Origin of the sequence: Streptomyces sp. NBC_01294, assembly GCF_035917235.1 — a bacterium.
In the GTDB taxonomy this organism is placed as follows: domain Bacteria; phylum Actinomycetota; class Actinomycetes; order Streptomycetales; family Streptomycetaceae; genus Streptomyces; species Streptomyces caledonius.
The window spans coordinates 3,784,249-3,803,641 of sequence record NZ_CP108423.1; the positions used below are offsets into that span (position 1 = coordinate 3,784,249).

20 protein-coding genes are annotated in these 19,393 nt (G+C 72.3%); 3 read left to right on the forward strand and 17 right to left on the reverse strand.

The annotated features are described in order from the left end of the window. Positions 1–50: 50 nt before the first annotated feature. The 13 genes from OG534_RS16970 to OG534_RS17030 form a co-directional block, all read right to left on the reverse strand. Positions 51–329 (reverse strand): hypothetical protein, encoded by a 279-nt coding sequence (locus OG534_RS16970; protein WP_326588895.1) that lies wholly within the window; start codon positions 327–329, stop codon positions 51–53. A 200-nt stretch (positions 330–529) separates the two neighbouring features. Next, positions 530–1,411: an alpha/beta hydrolase gene (locus tag OG534_RS16975; RefSeq protein ID WP_326588896.1), complete on the reverse strand. Its 882-nt coding sequence runs from the start codon at positions 1,409–1,411 to the stop codon at positions 530–532. A 171-nt stretch (positions 1,412–1,582) separates the two neighbouring features. Then, entirely contained in the window at positions 1,583–2,821 is a 1,239-nt protein-coding gene (kynU, locus tag OG534_RS16980) for a kynureninase (RefSeq protein ID WP_326588897.1), read from the reverse strand. Further along, entirely contained in the window at positions 2,814–3,662 is an 849-nt protein-coding gene (locus tag OG534_RS16985; protein ID WP_326588898.1) for a tryptophan 2,3-dioxygenase family protein, read from the reverse strand. Before OG534_RS16985 ends, kynU begins: the two co-directional genes overlap by 8 nt. Before the next feature lie 166 nt (positions 3,663–3,828). Then, the gene (locus OG534_RS16990) at positions 3,829–4,242 is read right to left on the reverse strand and encodes a DUF3151 domain-containing protein (protein ID WP_189971877.1); all 414 of its coding nucleotides are present in this window, start codon (positions 4,240–4,242) and stop codon (positions 3,829–3,831) included. A 108-nt stretch (positions 4,243–4,350) separates the two neighbouring features. Continuing rightward, positions 4,351–5,193 carry a ScbR family autoregulator-binding transcription factor gene (locus OG534_RS16995; RefSeq protein ID WP_326588899.1) on the reverse strand — a complete coding sequence of 281 codons (843 nt, stop codon included), beginning with the start codon at positions 5,191–5,193 and terminating at the stop codon, positions 4,351–4,353. Positions 5,194–5,469: 276 nt separating this feature from the next. Further along, a complete protein-coding gene (gene fbaA, locus OG534_RS17000; RefSeq protein ID WP_326588900.1) occupies positions 5,470–6,492 on the reverse strand; it encodes a class II fructose-bisphosphate aldolase in 1,023 nt (340 codons plus the stop codon). A 249-nt stretch (positions 6,493–6,741) separates the two neighbouring features. Next, positions 6,742–7,281 (reverse strand): orotate phosphoribosyltransferase, encoded by a 540-nt coding sequence (gene pyrE, locus OG534_RS17005; RefSeq protein ID WP_326588901.1) that lies wholly within the window; start codon positions 7,279–7,281, stop codon positions 6,742–6,744. A gap of 21 nt (positions 7,282–7,302) precedes the next feature. Beyond that, positions 7,303–8,091 carry an aldose epimerase family protein gene (locus tag OG534_RS17010; RefSeq protein ID WP_326588902.1) on the reverse strand — a complete coding sequence of 263 codons (789 nt, stop codon included), beginning with the start codon at positions 8,089–8,091 and terminating at the stop codon, positions 7,303–7,305. A gap of 33 nt (positions 8,092–8,124) precedes the next feature. Further along, positions 8,125–8,943: an SRPBCC domain-containing protein gene (locus tag OG534_RS17015; protein ID WP_326588903.1), complete on the reverse strand. Its 819-nt coding sequence runs from the start codon at positions 8,941–8,943 to the stop codon at positions 8,125–8,127. 32 nt (positions 8,944–8,975) lie between these two features. Next, positions 8,976–10,619, reverse strand: coding sequence for a polyamine aminopropyltransferase (locus OG534_RS17020; RefSeq protein WP_326588904.1), 1,644 nt, complete (start codon positions 10,617–10,619; stop codon positions 8,976–8,978). Positions 10,620–10,956: 337 nt separating this feature from the next. Beyond that, positions 10,957–11,505: a DUF2617 family protein gene (locus OG534_RS17025; RefSeq protein WP_326588905.1), complete on the reverse strand. Its 549-nt coding sequence runs from the start codon at positions 11,503–11,505 to the stop codon at positions 10,957–10,959. 308 nt (positions 11,506–11,813) lie between these two features. Next, on the reverse strand, positions 11,814–11,942 hold the full coding sequence (locus tag OG534_RS17030; protein ID WP_326588906.1) for a hypothetical protein: 129 nt from the start codon (positions 11,940–11,942) through the stop codon (positions 11,814–11,816). 257 nt (positions 11,943–12,199) lie between these two features. On the opposite strand from OG534_RS17030, the gene OG534_RS17035 reads away from it, so the two are divergent. Further along, the gene (locus tag OG534_RS17035) at positions 12,200–13,390 is read left to right on the forward strand and encodes a pyridoxal phosphate-dependent aminotransferase (protein WP_442807096.1); all 1,191 of its coding nucleotides are present in this window, start codon (positions 12,200–12,202) and stop codon (positions 13,388–13,390) included. Between the two features lie 239 nt (positions 13,391–13,629). After that, positions 13,630–14,820 carry a glycosyltransferase family 39 protein gene (locus OG534_RS17040; RefSeq protein WP_326588908.1) on the forward strand — a complete coding sequence of 397 codons (1,191 nt, stop codon included), beginning with the start codon at positions 13,630–13,632 and terminating at the stop codon, positions 14,818–14,820. A 3-nt stretch (positions 14,821–14,823) separates the two neighbouring features. Here the strand turns inward: OG534_RS17040 and OG534_RS17045 are convergent, their stop codons facing one another. Beyond that, positions 14,824–15,375 carry a YbjN domain-containing protein gene (locus OG534_RS17045; RefSeq protein ID WP_326593675.1) on the reverse strand — a complete coding sequence of 184 codons (552 nt, stop codon included), beginning with the start codon at positions 15,373–15,375 and terminating at the stop codon, positions 14,824–14,826. Between the two features lie 180 nt (positions 15,376–15,555). Continuing rightward, the gene (clpB, locus tag OG534_RS17050; protein WP_326588909.1) at positions 15,556–18,141 is read right to left on the reverse strand and encodes an ATP-dependent chaperone ClpB; all 2,586 of its coding nucleotides are present in this window, start codon (positions 18,139–18,141) and stop codon (positions 15,556–15,558) included. Positions 18,142–18,268: 127 nt separating this feature from the next. Between clpB and OG534_RS17055 the strand changes: the two genes are divergently transcribed. Then, entirely contained in the window at positions 18,269–18,682 is a 414-nt protein-coding gene (locus tag OG534_RS17055) for a pyridoxamine 5'-phosphate oxidase family protein (protein ID WP_326588910.1), read from the forward strand. 134 nt (positions 18,683–18,816) lie between these two features. Here the strand turns inward: OG534_RS17055 and OG534_RS17060 are convergent, their stop codons facing one another. Together OG534_RS17060 and OG534_RS17065 are read right to left on the reverse strand one after the other, a co-directional pair. Next, positions 18,817–19,131 (reverse strand): (2Fe-2S)-binding protein, encoded by a 315-nt coding sequence (locus tag OG534_RS17060; RefSeq protein ID WP_326588911.1) that lies wholly within the window; start codon positions 19,129–19,131, stop codon positions 18,817–18,819. Continuing rightward, complete coding sequence (locus tag OG534_RS17065) at positions 19,128–19,388, reverse strand: hypothetical protein (RefSeq protein WP_326588912.1); 261 nt, start codon at positions 19,386–19,388, stop codon at positions 19,128–19,130. Before OG534_RS17065 ends, OG534_RS17060 begins: the two co-directional genes overlap by 4 nt. Positions 19,389–19,393 lie beyond the last annotated feature (5 nt).

A 19,393-nucleotide genomic window follows, 5' to 3' on the forward strand; every position in this document is an offset into this window, starting at 1 on the left:
ACTCGACCGGAATCAGGCCCAGGCCGCCAGGCCGTCAGGCCGTCACTCCGTCAGGCCGCGCTGTCGGAGAGCTGCTCCGCCACCGTGAACCGGCAGTGGAAGACCTGCCAGGTCCCGTCCAGGACCAGCAGGAACGTATCGCCGTCCCGGTACAGGACCCGTCGCTTCGGCCGGTACGGATGCTGCGGCTTGTACTGCTCGGCCTGTTCCCGCAGCGCGGCGACCGCTTCCTCGCGCGTCCCCTCGACGTGCCCCAGGACGCTGATCGACCACTGCTTGCCCTCGCCGGTGCCCACGTGCTGTTCGGCGAGCAACCCCCACCGGGGCACTACGGGCACCCCGACCGGCCGGCGAGGACGGCAGGAGCCCTGCCCTCGGGGCCACTGGGGCCGGACTTGAACCGTCGGATGGTTTCGCTCAACGCCTTGCTCCCCAACTCACATACAAGGCCCGGCAGTTAACCCGAACGCAGAGCCTGCGCCCGGATCTTCGCACACCGCCGGGAGCGCATCCACACCTCCGCCCGGCTCTACCAGGCCAGCTGTGAGATCTCCTCCGCCACCACCGCGCAGGCGTCCGCCGCCGGGTCGATGAGGGGGAAGTGGCCGACCCCGTCGAGCAAGGTCAGCCCCACCATCTCCCCCGCCTTCGCCGCCGCGGCCACGTACGCCTCGGCCACCTCCTGCGGGACCACGATGTCGTCCCGCCCCTGGACCACCGCCGTGGCGATCCCGGTCGGCAGCAGGGCCGCCGGATCGGCGTATGGCAGGCGGTCCGCGAAGGACTCCTCGCCCCCCAGCAGCTGCGCGCTCGCGCCGCCGCACACGCCCAGCTCCTCCGCCACCGTGAAGTCCGCGATCGGGGCCAGTGCCACCACGCCGCGCAGCACCGGCGGGGACGGCAGCCTCCACGGGGAGTCGGACGGAAGCACGTGCCGGGCGGCGGCCCACAGCGCGAGGTGGCCGCCGGCCGAGTGGCCGGTGACGACCACGCGCCGGACGTCGGCCTGCGGGAGCGCGGTCGCGGCGAGCCCCGGGAGGGCGTCCATCGCGGCGGCGACGTCGTCGAAGGTCTCCGGCCAGCGGCCGGCGACCGGCCCCTCGGCGTGCTGGCGCGGGAGCGAACTTCCGCGCCGGTACTCGACGTTGGCGACGGCGAAGCCGCGGCGCGCCAGGAAGTCCGCGAAGGGCGTGATGTGCTGCCTGTCGTACGGGGCCCGCCACGCTCCGCCGTGCAGGACCACCACCAGCGGGACCGCCCCGCCCCGGGTGTCGCCGCGCGGGGCGTAGAAGTCGACGACGTGGTCGGGGTGTTCCCCGTACGCGGCGGTCGCGTCCGGTGCGACGGCCGGGTGCGAGAAGGCCGAGGCGGCCTCGGCGGCGTCCCGTTCCACTGCGGCGGGGTCCGTCATCGGCTCAACCTCTCGGTAACGCGTGGGACAGCGGGGACAGATGTTCCGGTGTTCCGGCAGAGCGGGACCGTATCAGTCTGGAACGGGGGGTTCCGTGCGGGGTCCGGGATGTGACCGGGCGGACGGGGCCGTAGCCCCGCCCGCCCGGTGATGTGACGTTTCGCTACCGGTTCACCCGAAAATGTGACCCAGCGTGCGTGCCGCGCGCTCCGCGTCGGCGTAGCCGACGTACAGCGGGGTGAAGCCGAAGCGCAGGACGTCGGGCGCGCGGAAGTCGCCGATGACCCCCCGGGCGATGAGTTCCCGCATGACCTCACGGGCGTTCTCGGTGCGCAGCGAGACCTGGCTGCCGCGCCGCTCGTGCTCGGCCGGGGTGACCGACTCGACCCGGCCCTGCGGGACGTACGCCGCCACGCATGCGAGGAAGAAGTCGGTCAGGGCCAGGGACTTGGCCCGTACGGCCTCGACCGAGACCCCGTCCCAGGCGTCCAGCGCCGACTCCAGGGCCAGCATGGACAGGATGTCCGGGGTGCCGACGCGACCGCGGGTCGCACCCTGCGCCGCCTCGTAGGCCGGGGTCATCGCGAAGGGATCCGCGTGGCCGTTCCAGCCCGGGAGCGGGGAATCGAAGGCGGCCTGGTGCCGGGCGGCTATGTACAGGTACGCGGGCGAGCCTGGGCCGCCGTTGAGGTACTTGTACGTGCAGCCGACCGCGAGGTCGACGGCGTGCGCGTCGAGGCCGACGGGGAGGGCCCCCGCCGAGTGGCACAGGTCCCAGACCGTGACCGCCCCGGCGGCGCGGGCCGCCGCGGTGAGGGCGGGGAGGTCGTGGAGCCGGCCGGTGCGGTAGTCGACGTGGTTGAGGAGCACCACGGCGGTGTCCGCGTCCATCGCCTCCGCCGCGTGCGAGGGGTCCACCGGGACGACGGTCAGGCCCGTCATCCGGGCCGCCGACTCCGCGATGTAGCCGTCGGTGGGGAAGGTGGCGGCGTCGACCAGCATCCTGGTCCGGCCGGGCGCCGCGAGACGGGCGGCGCCGACCAGGGCCTTGAAGAGGTTGACACTGGTGGAGTCGCCGACGACCACCTGGCCGGGGGCCGCGCCGATGAGCGGGGCGATCTTGTCGCCGATCCGCTCGGGCGCGGTCCACCAGCCGCTCTCGTCCCAGGAGCGGATGAGGAGCTCGCCCCACTGTCGCCGGACCACGTCGGAGGTGGTGTCGGCGACGCCGGCCGGGAGGGCGCCGAGGGAGTTGCCGTCCAGGTAGACGACCCCGTCGGGCAGGGTGAACCGTTCGCGGAGCTTGGCGAGCTCGTCGGCGGCGTCCAGGGCTTCGGCGCGGGCCGCCAGGTCCGTCGCCGGATCCGCCGACAGGTCCGCCGGCGGGGCCGGAGTCGTCGCGTCAGACATGGCTGCGCGCCGTCCAGAGCTCCGGGAAGACGTTCTTCGTCGCGCGCTTCTCCAGCCAGGTCACACCGGCCGAGCCGCCCGTGCCCGTCTTCGCGCCCATCGCGCGGCGGGTGGCCACCAGGTGGTCGTTGCGCCAGCGCCAGACGAGCTCCGCGACGTCGGTGAGGACCTCGCCGAGGCGGTGCAGGTCCAGCTGCTCGTCCGGGGCGGCGTAGAGGCCGGTCCAGACGGCCTCGACGTCGGCCGAGGGCTCGTAGCGCAGCGACAGGTCGCGGTTCAGGACGGCGTCCGGGACCGGCAGGCCGCGGCGGGCGAGCAGGCGCAGGACCTCGTCGTAGAGGCTGGGCTCGTGGAGGGCCTTCTCCAGCTCCGCGTGGACGCGCGGGGCGCCGCGGTGCGGGACCAGCATGGAGGAGGACTTCTCGCCGAGCAGGAACTCCATCCGGCGGTACATCGCCGACTGGAAACCGGAACCCTCGCCGAGGGCGGCGCGGTAGGCGTTGAACTGTCCGGGCGTGAGCTGGGCGAGCGGGCGCCAGGAGGCGTTGAGGGCCTCCAGCTCGCGGAGGGAACGTTTCAGCGCGTCCATCGCGACCGGGATGCGGTCCTCGCGCAGGGCCTTCGCCGCGGTTTCCCACTCGTGGACGATGACCGTGAACCACAGCTCCATGACCTGGGTCGTTACCAGGAAGACCATCTCGCCCGGGTCGTCCGAGCGCAGGTGCTGGAGGTGGGTGAGGACGTCCGCCTGGACGTAGTCCTCGTACGGGGTGGTGCCGTCGAAGTCGAGGTTCGGGGTTGCCGACCCGCCGACTCCGGAGGCATCAAGGGTGTTCGACATTTCTGTCTCCTCGACACGTGCTTCCGGGTAGCGGTCCGCTCCTTCCGTGAGGTGAGTGGAGCCCCGGTCCCCTGCCCGCAGCATAGGACACCCTCGCGCCGGCGCTCCAGCGGTGAGTGACGCAAGGCACACATTTCCGGCCCGCGTCACTCCCCGCTGTACGGCCTCAGGCGCTCAGCGTGTCCGCCGCCGTCGGGGACGAGTCGCGCAGGAAGGTCGAGCAGCGCTCGTACTCCTCCTTCTCGCCGATCGCCTCGGCCGCGCGGGCCAGGGCGTGCAGGGCCCGCAGGAAGCCGCGGTTCGGCTCGTGCTCCCACGGGACCGGGCCGTGGCCCTTCCATCCGGCGCGGCGCAGGGCGTCGAGGCCGCGGTGGTAGCCCGTACGGGCGTAGGCGTACGACTCGACCGTGCTGCCGGCGGCGAAGGCGTCGTCGGCGAGGACCGCCCAGGCGAGGGAGGACGTGGGGTGCGCGGCGGCCACCTCGACGGCGGGGGTGCCGGCGGCGATGGCCTCGCGGCCCGGCTCGTCGGGCAGGTGGGTGGGGGCGGGGCCCCCGAGCAGGTTCTGGTGAATGGACATGCCCCCAGTCTGCCGGGCCGCCGCCGCTGGACCGAGCCGTGGTGTGTCGCACTCCGGTACGGGTACGCGGACGGCATCCCTCCGGAGGAACGGGCCGGTGCGCCGGGGTCAGCCGACGGCGGCCGTTTCGACGGGCACGGACCGCGGTGCGGACCGGGGCGCGGGCTGCGGCGCGGACCGGGGCGCGGGCTGCGGCGCGGACCGGGGAGCGGGCTGCGGCGCGGACCGGGGAGCGGGCTGCGGCGCGGACCGGGGAGCGGGCTGCGGCGCGGACCGGGGAGCGGGCACGGCCACGGACACCGGGGCCGGGGGCTGCGGGCTCGAACAGTCGCAGCGGTCCGCCTCGTTCGGGCCGTGCAGCGCCCTGCCGCCGCGGCCGGGCGCGGTGTCGATCCGGCTCGCCACCGCCGGGACGAACAGGCTCGGCAGCACGCTCGCGTAGAGGGCCGAGACCTCCCGGTCCAGTTCGAGCCCGAGCGTCTGCGACATCACGTTGAGCCCCGCGAAGGCCCCGACCACCAGCCGCGCGGGCTCCGACGGGTCCACGTGCGGGAAGAGTTCGCCGCGTCCCTTCGCCTCGACCAGCAACGCGGTGTGCAGGTCGATCCACCCCTGGTACGGCGCCGCCCGGTCCAGTTCCCGGCCGTTCTGCTCCAGGGTGAGCCGGGCGCTGCCGCGCATCAGCACGTCGTGCCGGAGGCGGTGCGAGAAGATCATGCCGATGTCGACGAACTCCTGCGCCTTGAACTCCTGCGGAGTGAACGGCGCGTGCATGCTCACCTGGGCGTCGATCACGGCCTGCGCCAGGTCTTCCTTCGAATCGAAATGGAAGTAGAGCGCCCCCTTGGTCACATGGGCGAGCTTGACGATGTCCGTCAGTTTGGCCGCGTCGTAGCCGCGCTCCTCGAACACCACGGCGGCGGCTTCCAGGATCGCCCTGCGGGTGCGCACGGCACGGTCCTGTTTCACCTGCGGTCGTTCGGCCCTCATGTGCACCTGTCCCTCTCGACGCCCCCGATCGATGGACCGTACGCGCCCCCGCGGCGTACGCCGGGTGCAGTTCACACCATCGTGAAGTCACCGTCCACCGGCGCCGCCTCCTCCCCCGCCGGGGAAGACGCCGAAGGGCCCGGCCCCCGTCGTGAGACGGGGACCGGGCCCTTCGGGACAGCGCCGGTGCGGCCGGGTGCGGCCCAGTGCAGCCTGGGTACGGCCCGGCGCGGCCGACTACTTCAGGCGGGTACCGGTGGAGCGCAGGTTCGCGCACGCCTCGGCGACGCGCGCGGCCATGCCGGCCTCGGCGGCCTTGCCCCAGGTGCGGGGGTCGTACTTGGACTTCGTGCCGACCTCGCCGTCGACCTTCAGCACACCGGCGTAGTTGCTGAACATGTGGTCCACGACGGGGCGGGTGAAGGCGTACTGGGTGTCGGTGTCGAGGTTCATCTTCACGACGCCGTTCTCCAGCGCGGTGGCGATCTCCTCGGCCGAGGAGCCCGAGCCGCCGTGGAAGACGAAGTCGAACGGGGAGGCCTTGCCGAACTTCTCGGCGACACCCGCCTGGAGGTCCTTGAGGAGCTCGGGGCGCAGGACGACGTTGCCCGGCTTGTAGACGCCGTGCACGTTGCCGAAGGAGGCGGCCAGCAGGTAGCGGCCCTTCTCGCCCAGGCCCAGGGCCTCGGCCGTGCGGATGGCGTCGTCGACGGTGGTGTACAGCTCGTCGTTGATCTCGTGGCTGACGCCGTCCTCCTCGCCGCCGGTCGGGGTGATCTCGACCTCGAGGATGATCTTCGCGGCGACGGCCTTGGCGAGGAGCTCCTGGCCGATGGCCAGGTTGTCGGCCAGGGTCTCGGCGGAGCCGTCCCACATGTGCGACTGGAAGAGCGGGTTCAGACCGCGGCCCACGCGCTCGGCGGAGATGTCCAGGAGCGGACGTACGTAGCCGTCCAGCTTGTCCTTGGGGCAGTGGTCCGTGTGCAGCGCGACCGTGATGTCGTACTTGGCCGCGACGATGTGCGCGAACTCGGCCAGGGCGACCGCGCCGGTGACCATGTCCTTGTTGTGCTGGCCACCCAGGAACTCCGCACCACCGGTGGAGATCTGGATGATGCCGTCGCTCTCGGCCTCCGCGAAGCCACGCAGTGCAGCGTGCAGCGTCTGGGACGAGGTCACGTTGATGGCCGGGTAGGCGAACTTGCCTGCCTTCGCCCGGTCGAGCATCTCGTTGTAGACCTCGGGGGTTGCGATGGGCATCTGTCCGCTCCTTGGATGTGCGGGGAGTGTGCTTATTGCGGGCCCTGACCTGGGGGCGACGTCATCGTCGCGCCTATCTTTCCAGACTCCGCCGGGCGGTCCACCCTGCCGGTCTCACGTGGTGGTCGAACGGCCCGGGATGTTTCACGTGAAACATCCCGGCCTCTCGGGAAAGAGCAGGTCAGGACCCTTCTCCTGAGCTGCCGAGGACCTTCGCCACCAGTTGTCCCGGTGGCCGGTCCCGGACGTCTAGGACAGGCCGAGGTCCTGGAGGTGGTAGCCGGTGAGGTACGGCAGACCGGCCTCGGCGATCGCGCCGGCCGCACCGCGGTCGACGATCGTGGCGACGGCGACGACCTCGCCGCCGGCCTCGCGGACCGCCTCGACGGCGGTCAGCGGGGAACCACCGGTGGTCGAGGTGTCCTCGACGACCAGGCAGCGCTTGCCCTTCACGTCCGTGCCCTCGATGCGGCGCTGCATGCCGTGCGCCTTCTGGGCCTTGCGGACGACGAAGGCGTCGAGGCGCTGACCGCGCGCGGCGGATGCGTGCAGCATCGAGGTCGCGACCGGGTCGGCGCCCAGGGTCAGACCGCCGACGCAGTCGAATTCGAGCTCTGCGGTGAGGTCGAGCATGACCTGGCCGACCAGCGGGGCCGCCTCGCCGTCGAGGGTGATCCGGCGGAGGTCGATGTAGTAGTCGGCCTCCCTGCCGGAGGAGAGGATCACCTTGCCGTGCACGACGGCCTTGTCCTTGATCTGCTGCAGAAGCGCATCCCGTACGTCACTCATGCCCCTGAGCTTAGAGGGGGGCTAGCGCAGCCGCCGCCACGTCCACGTCGTGGAGACCTCCAGCGGATCCACCGGCGTGACCAGGCGCGGCAGGGTGTTCAGCCCGTTCGGCGGACCGGACTGCGGCTCCACGCAGACGGCCTCGGTCTCCTCGTCGTAGACGACCACCCATTCGGAGCGGCTGGTGACCCGCAGTTCCAGCGCGCCGGGCCAGGTGAGCGTGACGTCGACCCCGTGCGGCATGCCGAAGCAGTCGTCCCGGGGGCCGGGCCGGGGGTCGATGCGCTTGCCGGTGGGCAGGTGGTCGGCGCCGCGCTCCTCCTGCCAGGCGGGGTCGAAGGCGATCTGGACGTCCCCGCCGCCGGCCCCGAGGTCGCGCCGGAACCAGGGGTGCCAGCCGGCCTGGGCAGGGAAGGAGTTCCCGTACGTCTCGACGCCCATGGTGAGGGTCAGCGCGTTCTCGGCGAGCTCGACGACCTGGGTCACCCGGCCGGGGTACGGCCACGGGTCGGCGAGGTCGTAGGTGAAGGCGGCCTCGGTGGCGGTGGCTCCCGCCGGACGCCAGGGGGCGTCGCGGCCGAACCCGTGGAGAGCGTGCGGCGGGTGGTTGACCGGCATCTGGTGGACGGTCGCACCGTCGTGGAAGCGGCCGTTCTCGATCCGGCCGCACCACGGGACCATCGGGAAGGCCCCGAACCTCGGCCCCTGGCGCAGCAGCTCCGTCCCGTCGATGCGCAGGCTGCTGATCCGGCAGCCGTTCTCCTGGTCGACCGTCACCTCGGCGCCGCCGGCGCTCAGTTGCGTACTCATGCGGTCGACCCTAATGCGGGCCGGGTCCGCAGGTCAGCGACGACGGCGCAGGGCTCGGCCGATGACGACCGCCGAGGCGAGCGCGAGGGCGGCGGCCGGGGCGATCCAGCGCAGGCTGTCGCCGGCGGTGGTGGTCGCGGGCGCGGGGACCGGGGCGTAGCGCCCGCGCGGGGGCGCGTGGTCCACCTCCTCCGCACTGCGGCCGATCATGGTGCGGCGGGCGTGGGCGGCCTCGGCCGGGGGCCGCGGGGTTCCGTCGAGTTCCTCGAACTCCCCGGCCAGGAAGGGATCCAGGGAGGGCGGCGGCACATCGGTCTCGAACAGCGAGGCGGAGACCTCGGTGACGTCGTCCCCGGCGGACCCGGGACCGTCCGCGCCCTCGGCGTCCTCTGCGTCCTCGGCCTCGGCCACCGGGTCGCTGACGGCGGACCCTGCGGTCAGCCGCCCGACGGCCCGGTCCAGCAGTCGCCGCACGGAGGTGGCGGCGGCCTCGGGGGTGAACGCGGCGGCGCGCCCGTCGGCGGTGCCCCCGGCGGTGAAGTCCAGCCTGGTCCCGCCCTCGGCCGGGGTCAGCCGCAGGTCGAGGGAGAACTTCACGGTGCCGCTGCCCCGGACTTCGGTGCCCTCACCGTCGACGGTGAAGTGCCCGGGGTCCCGCTCGGTGACGGCCAGGGACCCCCGGTAGGTGACGGTGCTCCCGCCGACCCGGACCTTCAGCCGGCCCGAGACCGGCCCGGACTCGGTGTCGGCGTCCTGCTGGAGTCCCGGTACGCACCGGGCCACCCGGGCGGGGTCGCGCAGCACGGCGCGGAGATCGTCTGCCGGTACCGGGACGAACACCTGATGCTCCATGCGGTCGAGCCTACCGACGACGGGCGCGCCGGTCACGAATACCGGGGGTGCGGCAGGGTCGACGGCGGAAGTCCGGGCACCCGGGTGCGTTCCGCGTCGCGCGCGGCGTCCTGCAGGGAGCGGCTCGACAGCGAGCGCAGCGCGGGCGTGTCGCGGTCCACGTGCAGCTGCGGGACCTGCTCGCGGGCGGCCAGGACGAAGCCCCAGTCCTGCGGCGGCGCTTCGTCCACACCGAGGGGGGTGCGGTCGGGTCCGGCGGTCAGGCCCGAGAGGCGGCCGCCCGCGCTGTAGGGGGCGGTGCGCAGGCCGGCCGCGCGCAGGGTGGAGTCGACGGTCCAGTACGCACGCGGACGCGTGGCCAGCGGCCCGGCGTGCACGGCCATCCGGCCGCCGGGGCGCAGGGCCCGCGCGGCCAGCCCGTAGAACTCCTGCGAGTACAGCTTCGTGCTGGGGGTGATCCCCGGGTCGGGGAGGTCGGAGACGATGACGTCGAAGCGGTCGCGGGCGGCCGGACCCCGCAGCCAGCGGAAGGCGTCCTGCGTGACGACGGCCAGCCGCGGGTCCTCGTACGCCCCGGCGTTGAGCGCGGAGAGCATCGGGTCGGTGCGGGCGAGGCGGACCACGCCGGGGTCGAGCTCGACGACGGTGACGGAGGCGACGTCCCGGTAGCGGAGCACCTCGCGGGCGGCGAGCCCGTCGCCGCCGCCGAGGACCAGGACGCGGGCGTGCGGGCCGGTCATCGCGGGGTGCACGAGGGACTCGTGGTAGCGGTACTCGTCGTATCCGCTGACCCGCAGCCGGCCGCCGAGGTACAGGTCGAGGGAGCGCGGGGAGCCGGTCGGGGGCCCGGTGAGCACCAGCTCCTGCACCCCGGTCTGGACGGCGACCCGGACCTCCCCGCCGTAGACGGCGCGCCGGGCGACCCGCTCGAAGTCGTCGGCGAGGACGGTCGCGGAGGCCAGCACCGCAAGGACCGTCACGTTCGCGGCGATCAGCACCCAGCGGCAGCGCCGGCTCAGGTCGCGGCGGAACAGCCACAGGACCAGCCCGCCGCCGACAGCCGCGTTGACGGTGCCGGTGAGCATGGCGCCGGTGAGCTGGCCGAGCATCGGGAGCAGCAGGAACGGGAAGGCGAGGCCGCCGACGAGGGCGCCCACGTAGTCGGCGGCGAACAGGTCCGCGACGGCCCCGCCCGCGTCCTGTCTGCGGACGCGCTGGATGAGGACCATCAGCAGCGGGATCTCCGCGCCGATCAGCACGCCGATGGCGAAGGAGAAGGCGACGAGCGCGGGGCGGGACTCCCCCAGCCAGGCGAAGCTCGCGTAGAGAGCTATGGCCGACAGCCCGCCGAGGAGCGCGAGCCCGGCCTCGATGGCGGCGAAGCCGAAGGCGGGCCGGTGGCGGAGGCGCTTGGCGAGCAGGGAGCCGACGCCCATGGCGAAGACCATGACGGACAGCACGACCGACGCCTGGGTGACGGAGTCGCCGATGAGGTAGGTGCCCAGGGCGAGCAGCTCCAGCTCGTACACGAGCCCGCAGGCGGCGCAGACGAACACGGTGGCCAGGACGAGGAGTCGGCCGGTCCGGGGCCTAACGGGCAGGGCGGCCGGGACGGTCGCGGCGCCCCGCGGCTCCGGAGCCGGGAGTACCCGGCGCGGGACGGAACGGTCGATCATGAAGCGAACCGTACGTCACCGCCCACCTGCATCCGGTCACCCACATGGGTGTAAGTGGCGCATTGATCCGGCCAGTTGGCGTAACGGCGTCACAATGTCCGCGCCCCGGAGCGCCGACCGCCCGCCGGCCCGCCCCGGTCGCCCTCCGAACGCCCCGCGGCGGCCCCGCGACCACCCGCCGGCCGCTCCCCGGTCGCCCCCGGTCGCCCCCGGTCGCGCTCGACCACCCGCGGTCACCCTCGACCGCCCCTCGGCCGACCACGGGGCGGCCCCGCCCGGCCCCCGCCCGGCCCCCGCACGTCCCCGCACGGCCCCGCACGGCCCCGCACGGCTCCCGCTACATCAGCGCGGGCGATTCCAAGGCCGCCGCCGCGGCGGCCCCCATCCGCACCCCGACCCGCGTCCGGGTGGCCACGAGCTGGCCCTCCTGCGGGTACGCGTGCCAGGTCCGCCAGCGCACCTGACCCTCGTACCGCTGCGCGAGCATGGCGGTGAAGGCGTGCGGACTTCCCGGAAAGGTCCCCGCTAGCCCGTTCGGGTGGTCCGCCACCAGCGCGAGCAGTTCCTGCGCCCTCCCCGCGAACGACCCGCGGGACAGGGTCTCGACGCGCGCGGCGAATTCGTACTCCCAGTCGCCCACCCGCTTGGCCACGCCGAGCGGCAGCGGCGTACTGCTGCCGGGCATGCAGGCGACCGTCTCCGAGCAGAGCACCTCCCCCTCCTCCAGGAGAACCTGATGGGAGGCCCCGAGCAGGCGCAACTCCACCTTGGCGCCCGACAGTTCGAGATTCAGTACGGCCAGGGCGGGCAGCCGGTCCCGACCCAACGCCCAGGCGAGATCGGCGGCACGCGTGTCGGTGTATGAGGTCTGGAGGGTCGTGAGCATGAGTCGGCTCCGCAAACGCGCGAGGGAGATGGGCCGGGGCCCGCCAGCGGTAGTCAACGGGTGGGGGGACACCGGCACGGGTCCACAGGAAGTCCAGGAAAGGTCCGAGGACTGGTCTACTCAACCGAGGGAATCATGAAAGGCACGGCACTCACAGCGTTTTTACCCAACTTGAAGGGGTTTACATCCCCCCGGGGGCTCCACAGTTCACGTGTTCAACAAGTTGCGTCCCGCGCGTCGGCATGCAGGGGCGAACGAGAGGACGTCCGACGGAAATCGGACCGCCGGGCGCCCTCGTCCGGACGGTGTCAGCTGCCCCGTGTCAGCTGCCGCCGCCACACCCTCCTCCGCCCCCGCAGGAGGAAGACGATCCGCCGCAGGACGAAGAAGAGGACCCGCAGCCGCTCCCGGACGACGAGCCGCCGTCGCCGGTCCACCAGCTGTGGCGCCTGCCGCTGTGGCGACGGGTCGACCGGGTCGACCGGGTCGACCGGATCCCCAAGGCCACGACGAATGCGATGAACGCGATGAACAGAACCCCGATGACAACAATCAAAGCGAACACGATGCCCGCCCTTCTCTCATGCCCCGGTCCTCCCGGGGAGCGGGATCCCCGCGTCCCGCGTGAGGGGGAGATGCCCCCGGCCCGCGCGGCCCAAAGCACACTTGAGCAAGTCCAGAGGTTGCCCGCAGGATGACGCCCATGAGCGCATCCGTGAGCAGCGACCGCCCCTTCCTGAACCGCCGCCTGGCGGCCTTCGGCACGACGATCTTCGCGGAGATGTCGGCCCTGGCCGCCCGCACCGGTTCGATCAACCTCGGCCAGGGCTTCCCCGACACCGACGGCCCTGCGGAGATCGCCGAGGCGGCCTCCCGCGCGGTCCTCACGGGGCTCGGCAACCAGTACCCGCCGGGCCCCGGCGTCCCGGAGCTGCGCACCGCGATCGCCGCGCACCAGCAGCGCTTCTACGGCCTCGGCTACGACCCCGCCACCGAGGTCCTGGTCACGGCGGGCGCCACGGAGGCCATCGCCGCCGCCCTCCTGGCCCTCCTGGAGCCGGGCGACGAGGTCATCGCCCTGGAGCCGTACTACGACTCGTACGCGGCCTGCATCGCGATGGCCGGCGCGGTACGCGTCCCTGTCACCCTGCGCCCGCACGCCGGCGCCTTCACCCTTGACCTGGACGAACTGCGCGCCGCCGTCACCCCGCGCACCCGCCTGCTCCTGCTGAACACCCCTCACAACCCCACGGGCACCGTCCTCACCCCGGCCGAGCTCACCGCGATCGCCGAGCTGGCGGTCGAGCGCGACCTGCTGGTCGTCACGGACGAGGTCTACGAGCACCTGGTCTTCGAGGGCGCCCACACCCCCCTGGCGGGCTTCCCGGGCATGCGCGAGCGCACGGTCACCATCGGGTCGGCCGGCAAGACCTTTTCGTTCACGGGCTGGAAGGTCGGCTGGGTCACCGCGTCCCCGGAACTGGTCGCGGCGGTCCGCTCGGCGAAGCAGTTCCTCACCTACGTCTCCTCGGGCCCCTTCCAGTACGCGATCGCCGAGGCCCTCGCCCTCCCCGACACGTACTACGAAGCCTTCCGCGCCGACCTGGCCGTCAAGCGCGACATCCTCGCCGACGGCCTCGCGGCGGCCGGCTTCGAGGTCTTCCGCCCGCAGGGCACGTACTTCATCACCACCGACATCACCCCCCTAGGCGAGAAGGACGGCCTGGCCTTCTGCCGCGCCCTCCCCGAACGCTGCGGCGTCGTCGCCATCCCGAACCAGGTGTTCTACGACGACAAGGCCGCCGGAGCCACACAGGTGCGCTGGGCCTTCTGCAAGCGCGAGGACGTCCTGCGGGAGGCCGCCGACCGGCTGCGCCGCCTGTGACCGGCCGCCCCTGACCACGGGCCTGCCCCGGCCCGACCCCGTTCCTGCCCCCGGGCCCGCTCCGCCGTGACCCGGCCCCGCGATGCCCCCTGCCCTGCCCCTGCCCTGGCCGGATCGTGTCGGCTACCGCGTGTGGTTGCGTGGTGGCTGAGGCCGGTGTGAAGCTGACCGCCGTACACGTGCCCGAAGCCCTCACCGTCGGGTGAGCGGACCCACCGAGAGCCGGAGAGTCGGGATACATGGCAACGGGCAGAGCGACCTTGTCCGCGTCGCCCCTGGAGATGCGCGCGGTGCGGGCCGTACGGTCGGCGGCGCCGACGACGGTGATCGCGCTCGGGGTGTTCGCCGCCGTCCGCGGGGCCGGGGTGCTGGTGCTCGCCGTCGGGTCCTGGTGGGCCGGACGGGATCCGGTGCGGGTGCTAGGCAGGTCGTGGGACTCGGACTGGTACCTCGGGATCGCCGCCAACGGCTACGGGCGGACCGTGATGTCGGCCGACCGCATCACCGGCACCGGGCCCGTGCAGAGCGACTACGCCTTCTTCCCGCTCTATCCCACGCTGATCCGGATCGTCTCCGACGTCCTGCCCGGCGGGCTCGTCCCCGCCGCGCTCCTCGTCTCCTGGGTCTGCGCCGCCGTCGCCGCCCTCGGGATCTACCGGGTCGGGGAGCGGGTGATCGGGCCGCGCGCCGGGCTGCTGCTCGTGGGGCTGTGGGCGGCGCTGCCGCACGCGGTGGTCCTGACCCTCGCCTACACCGAGGCACTGCTGGCCGCGTTCGCCGCCTGGGCTCTCTACGCCCTGCTGCGCGAGCGCTGGCTGTGGGCCGCCGGCCTCGCCGTGCTCGCCGGGCTGACCCGCCCCACCGGACTCGCCGTCGCGGCCGCCGTATCGGCCGTGGCCCTGTACACGCTCGTCATACGAAGATCCCGGGCACCCGAGGTGTGGGTGGCCGGGCTGGTGGCGCCGGCCGGCTGGGCCGCGTACGTCCTGGCCGTCGGGGTGAAGGTGGACGACCCGTTCGGCGGCTACTTCGCCGTGCAGCGCGGCTGGGGCTCCCGCTTCGACTTCGGTGCCGGGGCGCTGCGCTCGGCGGAGCGGGTGCTGACCGGCGGGCACGTGCCGTTCGCCACCACCGTGACGGTGATCCTGCTGGCCGTGGCCGGGCTCCTGGCGGTGCTGCTGGTCCTGGACCGCACCCCGCTGCCGCTGCTCGCGTACACCGCGGTCCTGCTGGTGATCACCTTCGGCGGGGCGGGGTACTTCGAGTCCAAGCCGCGCTTCCTGCTGCCGGCCTTCCCGCTGCTGCTGCCGCTGGCCGCCGTCATGGCGAGAGCCCGGCCGCGCACCGCGGTCGTGGTGACCGCGGTGGTGGCCGGGCTCGGTTACGGCTACGGGCTGTACCTGCTGCTGGTGGCCCGCGTACCGCTGTAACGGCTAGTTGGTCTTGTCGCCGTTGTCGTCACCGTTGTCGTCGCCGTCGGTGGAGTCGATGTCCTTCTCCAGGCCGAACTGCTCGACGAGCCACTTGTCGAACTCGATGGACGCGCGGACCCAGCTGACCGTGGAGGACACGAAGTGCTCCAGGTTGACGCCGGTGCCGATCAGCATCTGCGCCTCACCGATCAGGCGGACCGAGCCGTCGTCGTGGGTGTGGCTGTAGACCTTCGGCCACAGGGTGCGGCGGTTCCAGTCGTCGATCGACTCGAGAAGCTGCGGCTTCTCGTCGATCTTGTGCGGACGGTCGTAGAAGGTCCGCACGGAGAAGACCTGCTGCTCGTCCTCGCCGCGGAACATGAAGTACGTGCGGAAATCCTCCCACGGCGCCGCGAGGTCACCCTCGTCGTCGACGACGTACTTGAGCTCCATCTGCTCCAGAAGCTGCTTGACCAGATCCTGGTCGGGGACGACGGGGCCCGCCGGTCCTGTGGCCTGCGGTTCGGGCTGCTGCCCTCCGAAGTTCGGAATCGAGGCCGGGTCGATGCTCACCGTGTACTTCCCTTCGTGCGGATACATGCATCCTCCCCCATCCCGCCCACCCCGTGTCCAGCCCCGGCCACCCGATCCGCTGCGGGCGGACACGAAGGGCGGACACGAAGGCGGACACGAAGGCGGACAGGAAAACGGACACAGGGTCCGGCACCAGGACGGAGCCGGGGGGCTCCGGGGTCAGAGCGCCTTGCCGACCAGCAGGCCCTCGCCCGCCACGTCGACCCGCACGGTGTCGCCGTCCCTGATCTCGCCGGACAGGATCTCCTTGGCCAGGCGGTCGCCGATCGCCGTCTGGATCAGGCGGCGCAGCGGCCGGGCGCCGTACGCCGGATCGTTGCCCTTGTCCGCCAGCCAGGCCAGTGCCTCGGGCGTGACGTCCAGGGCCAGGCGCCGGTCGGCCAGGCGCCGGGCGAGGCGGCCGATCTGGAGCTCGGCGATGTGCGCCAGCTCGTCGCGGCTCAGGGCGGAGAAGACCACCAGGTCGTCCAGGCGGTTGAGGAACTCCGGCTTGAAGCTCGCCCTGACCACGTCCAGGACCTGCTGCTTCTTCTGCTCCTCCGGCGTCACCGGATCCACGAGGAACTGTGATCCCAGGTTCGACGTGAGGATCAGGATGGTGTTGCGGAAGTCCACGGTCCGGCCCTGGCCGTCCGTGAGGCGGCCGTCGTCCAGGACCTGCAGCAGGATGTCGAAGACCTCGGGGTGGGCCTTCTCGACCTCGTCGAGGAGCACCACGCTGTACGGGCGGCGGCGGACCGCCTCGGTCAGCTGGCCGCCCTCCTCGTACCCGACGTAGCCGGGCGGGGCGCCGACGAGACGGGCCACGCTGTGCTTCTCGCCGTACTCCGACATGTCGATGCGGACCATGGCCCGCTCGTCGTCGAAGAGGAAGTCGGCGAGCGCCTTGGCCAGCTCCGTCTTGCCCACGCCCGTCGGGCCGAGGAAGAGGAAGGAGCCGGTCGGGCGGTCCGGGTCGGCGATGCCGGCGCGGGTGCGGCGCACGGCGTCCGAGACGGCCCGTACGGCCTCGCCCTGGCCGATCAGCCGGCGGCCCAGCTCGTCCTCCATGCGCAGCAGCTTCTGGGTCTCGCCCTCCAGGAGGCGGCCCGCGGGGATGCCGGTCCAGGCGCCCACCACGTCCGCGATGTCGTCGGGGCCGACCTCGTCCTTGACCATCGTCCCCTTGGACGCCTCGGCCTCGGCCTCCGTGGCCTCCGCCAGCTCGCGCTCCAGGGTCGGGATCTCCCCGTAGAGCAGCTTGGAGGCGGTGTCGAAGTCGCCGTCGCGCTGCGCGCGCTCGGCCTGTCCGCGCAGGTCGTCCACGCGCTCCTTGAGCTCGCCGACCCGGTTGAGGGACTGCTTCTCCTTCTCCCAGCGGGCGGTCAGGCCCCGCAGGTCCTCCTCCTTGTCGGCGAGGTCCTTGCGGATCTTCTCCAGGCGCTCCATCGAGGCCGGGTCGGACTCGTTCTTCAGCGCCAGCTCCTCCATGCGCAGGCGGTCGACCGAGCGCTGGAGCTCGTCGATCTCCAGCGGGGAGGAGTCGATCTCCATGCGCAGCCGGGACGCGGCCTCGTCGACGAGGTCGATGGCCTTGTCGGGGAGGAAGCGGGAGGTGATGTAGCGGTCGGAGAGGGTCGCGGCGGCCACGAGCGCGCTGTCGTTGATGACCACCTTGTGGTGGGCCTCGTAGCGGCCCTTGAGCCCGCGCAGGATCGCGATGGTGTCCTCGACGGACGGCTCGGCGACCAGCACCTGCTGGAAGCGCCGCTCCAGCGCCGGGTCCTTCTCGATCCGCTCGCGGTACTCGTCGAGGGTGGTCGCGCCGACCATGCGCAGCTCGCCGCGGGCCAGCATGGGCTTGAGCATGTTGCCCGCGTCCATGGCGGAATCGCCGCCGGCGCCCGCGCCGACGACCGTGTGCAGCTCGTCGATGAAGGTGATGATCTGGCCGTCGCTCGACTTGATCTCGGCGAGCACGGTCTTCAGCCGCTCCTCGAACTCACCGCGGTACTTGGCGCCGGCGACCATGGCGCCGAGGTCCAGGGCCACGAGGCGCTTGTTCTTCAGGGACTCGGGGACGTCGCCCTTGACGATGCGCTGGGCCAGGCCCTCGACGACGGCCGTCTTGCCGACGCCGGGCTCGCCGATGAGCACCGGGTTGTTCTTCGTGCGGCGCGAGAGGACCTGTACGACGCGCCGGATCTCGTGGTCGCGGCCGATGACCGGGTCGAGCTTGCCCTCGCGCGCGGCCGCCGTGAAATCGGTGCCGAACTTCTCCAGGGCCTTGTACTGACCCTCGGGGTCGGGGCTGGTCACCCGCCGTCCTCCTCGTGCGTTCTCGAATGCGGCGAGCAGCTTCTCCGCGGTCGCGCCCTGGGCGGTGAGGACCTCACCGGCCGCGCCGCCCTTGGCCGCGATGGCGATGAGCAGGTGTTCGGTGGAGAGGTATTCGTCGCCGAGCCTGCCGGCCTGGGCGTCGGCCTCGGCGAGTACGGCGAGCAGGTCGCGGGTGGGCTGCGGGGGCGCGACCGTGGATCCGGTGACGCTGGGCAGGGCGGCGAGCAGCCGCTCCGCGCCGCCGCGCACGGCGGCCTGGTCGGCGTCGGCGGCGACCAGCAGGTCGATGACGTTCTCGTTGTCCTCGCCGGCGAGCAGGGCCAGCAGCAGGTGCGCGGGGGTCAGATCCGCATGGCCGTCCTTGACGGCCCTGCTGGTGGCCGCGTTCAGCGCGTCCCGGCTCTTGTTGGTCAGCTCGGCGTCCACTGCGTCTTCTCCTCTCCGGAGGGTACAGAACTCACTCTGACGAACTCTGACAGAATCAGCGTATGCAAAGTTGAGTCTATTCCACTCAAGGCAGCTGAGGACACCATCGGGCCGTACCCTTCGGGCCATGTCCCCTGACGTACTCAACCCGACGCCCGAGTACCTCGCCTTCTGGCGGGAGCGGCACGTCTGCACGCTGACCACCCCGCGCCCCGACGGCACCCCGCACGTGGTGCCGGTGGGCGTGACGTACGACCCGGAGGCCGGGCTGGCGCGGGTGATCAGCAACAAGCACAGCAAGAAGGTCCGCAACGTCCTGGCGGCGCAGGCCGCGCAGCCGGGCGGGGCGCGGGTCGCGGTCTGCCAAATGGAGGGGCGCCGCTGGGCCACCCTCGAAGGGCGTGCGGTGATCCGCACGGACGCGGCGTCGGTCGCCGACGCGGTGGCGCGCTACGCGGAGCGCTACGGGCGCACGCCGGCACCCAATCCCGACCGGGTCGTCATGGAGATCATCCTGGACCGGGCCATGGGGCGCGCCTGAGCCGTTGATCCTTCATCTTGTCCGGTTCAGGCACTGGACGCGGACATCACAACGGCGCCATCGTGGTCAGGTCCACGATGGCGCCGTTGTGTGGGGGTAGCGCCTGAGCGATCTGCAACGACGGGGGAATCGCTTCAGGCACTGCGGGGGGTGGCGGTGGTGATATCGGGTTCGAAGAGCTGGTGATCGCGCTGATCGAGATTGACGAAGACCATTCCGTAGCGCACCTCGCAGCGGACGGGCTGCGGCGCGCCCCGCGGGCGGCGCAGGCACCGGTAGGCACGTACGTCCTCGTCCTCCTCGCGCACGACGACGATCGGTTGGCCGAACAGGGTGACCATCACCGAGTCGCCGGGGTGGGGGATGGCCGTGGCGAGATCGATGAACTGCCAGCCCGATCGGTAGGCGGAGGCCATCTCGCGGCGGAAGCCGCGATCGTCGGGGGTCATGCGGACACCGTCACAGGAGCGTCGGTCCAGCCTGTATCGGCCTTCCCGTCGTCCAGCGGGCCGCTGGTCCAACCGGTGTCCGCGTACTTGCCCACGGGCGCCGTCGTCCAGCCTGTGTCGAACTCCGTGCTCGTCAGGCTCGATCCCTGACCGTCCCTAGCGCTCCCCGCGTCACTTTCGACGGCGCTGACTGCCCCAAAAACCGCAACGGCGGAGAAACCTATGGCAAGCACCGAGCGAAGCATTCTCTTGTACATGGTCG

Coding starts and splice junctions, on each gene's coding strand:
- OG534_RS16975 (WP_326588896.1), bottom strand. CDS start 1,411: ATGACGGACCCCGCCGCAGTGGAACGGGACGCCGCCGAGGCCGCCTCG.
- kynU (WP_326588897.1), bottom strand. CDS start 2,821: ATGTCTGACGCGACGACTCCGGCCCCGCCGGCGGACCTGTCGGCGGAT.
- OG534_RS16985 (WP_326588898.1), bottom strand. CDS start 3,662: ATGTCGAACACCCTTGATGCCTCCGGAGTCGGCGGGTCGGCAACCCCG.
- OG534_RS16990 (WP_189971877.1), bottom strand. CDS start 4,242: ATGTCCATTCACCAGAACCTGCTCGGGGGCCCCGCCCCCACCCACCTG.
- fbaA (WP_326588900.1), bottom strand. CDS start 6,492: ATGCCCATCGCAACCCCCGAGGTCTACAACGAGATGCTCGACCGGGCG.
- pyrE (WP_326588901.1), bottom strand. CDS start 7,281: ATGAGTGACGTACGGGATGCGCTTCTGCAGCAGATCAAGGACAAGGCC.
- OG534_RS17010 (WP_326588902.1), bottom strand. CDS start 8,091: ATGAGTACGCAACTGAGCGCCGGCGGCGCCGAGGTGACGGTCGACCAG.
- OG534_RS17015 (WP_326588903.1), bottom strand. CDS start 8,943: ATGGAGCATCAGGTGTTCGTCCCGGTACCGGCAGACGATCTCCGCGCC.
- OG534_RS17020 (WP_326588904.1), bottom strand. CDS start 10,619: ATGATCGACCGTTCCGTCCCGCGCCGGGTACTCCCGGCTCCGGAGCCG.
- OG534_RS17025 (WP_326588905.1), bottom strand. CDS start 11,505: ATGCTCACGACCCTCCAGACCTCATACACCGACACGCGTGCCGCCGAT.
- OG534_RS17035 (WP_442807096.1), top strand. CDS start 12,200: ATGACGCCCATGAGCGCATCCGTGAGCAGCGACCGCCCCTTCCTGAAC.
- OG534_RS17040 (WP_326588908.1), top strand. CDS start 13,630: ATGGCAACGGGCAGAGCGACCTTGTCCGCGTCGCCCCTGGAGATGCGC.
- OG534_RS17055 (WP_326588910.1), top strand. CDS start 18,269: ATGTCCCCTGACGTACTCAACCCGACGCCCGAGTACCTCGCCTTCTGG.
- OG534_RS17060 (WP_326588911.1), bottom strand. CDS start 19,131: ATGACCCCCGACGATCGCGGCTTCCGCCGCGAGATGGCCTCCGCCTAC.
- OG534_RS17065 (WP_326588912.1), bottom strand. CDS start 19,388: ATGTACAAGAGAATGCTTCGCTCGGTGCTTGCCATAGGTTTCTCCGCC.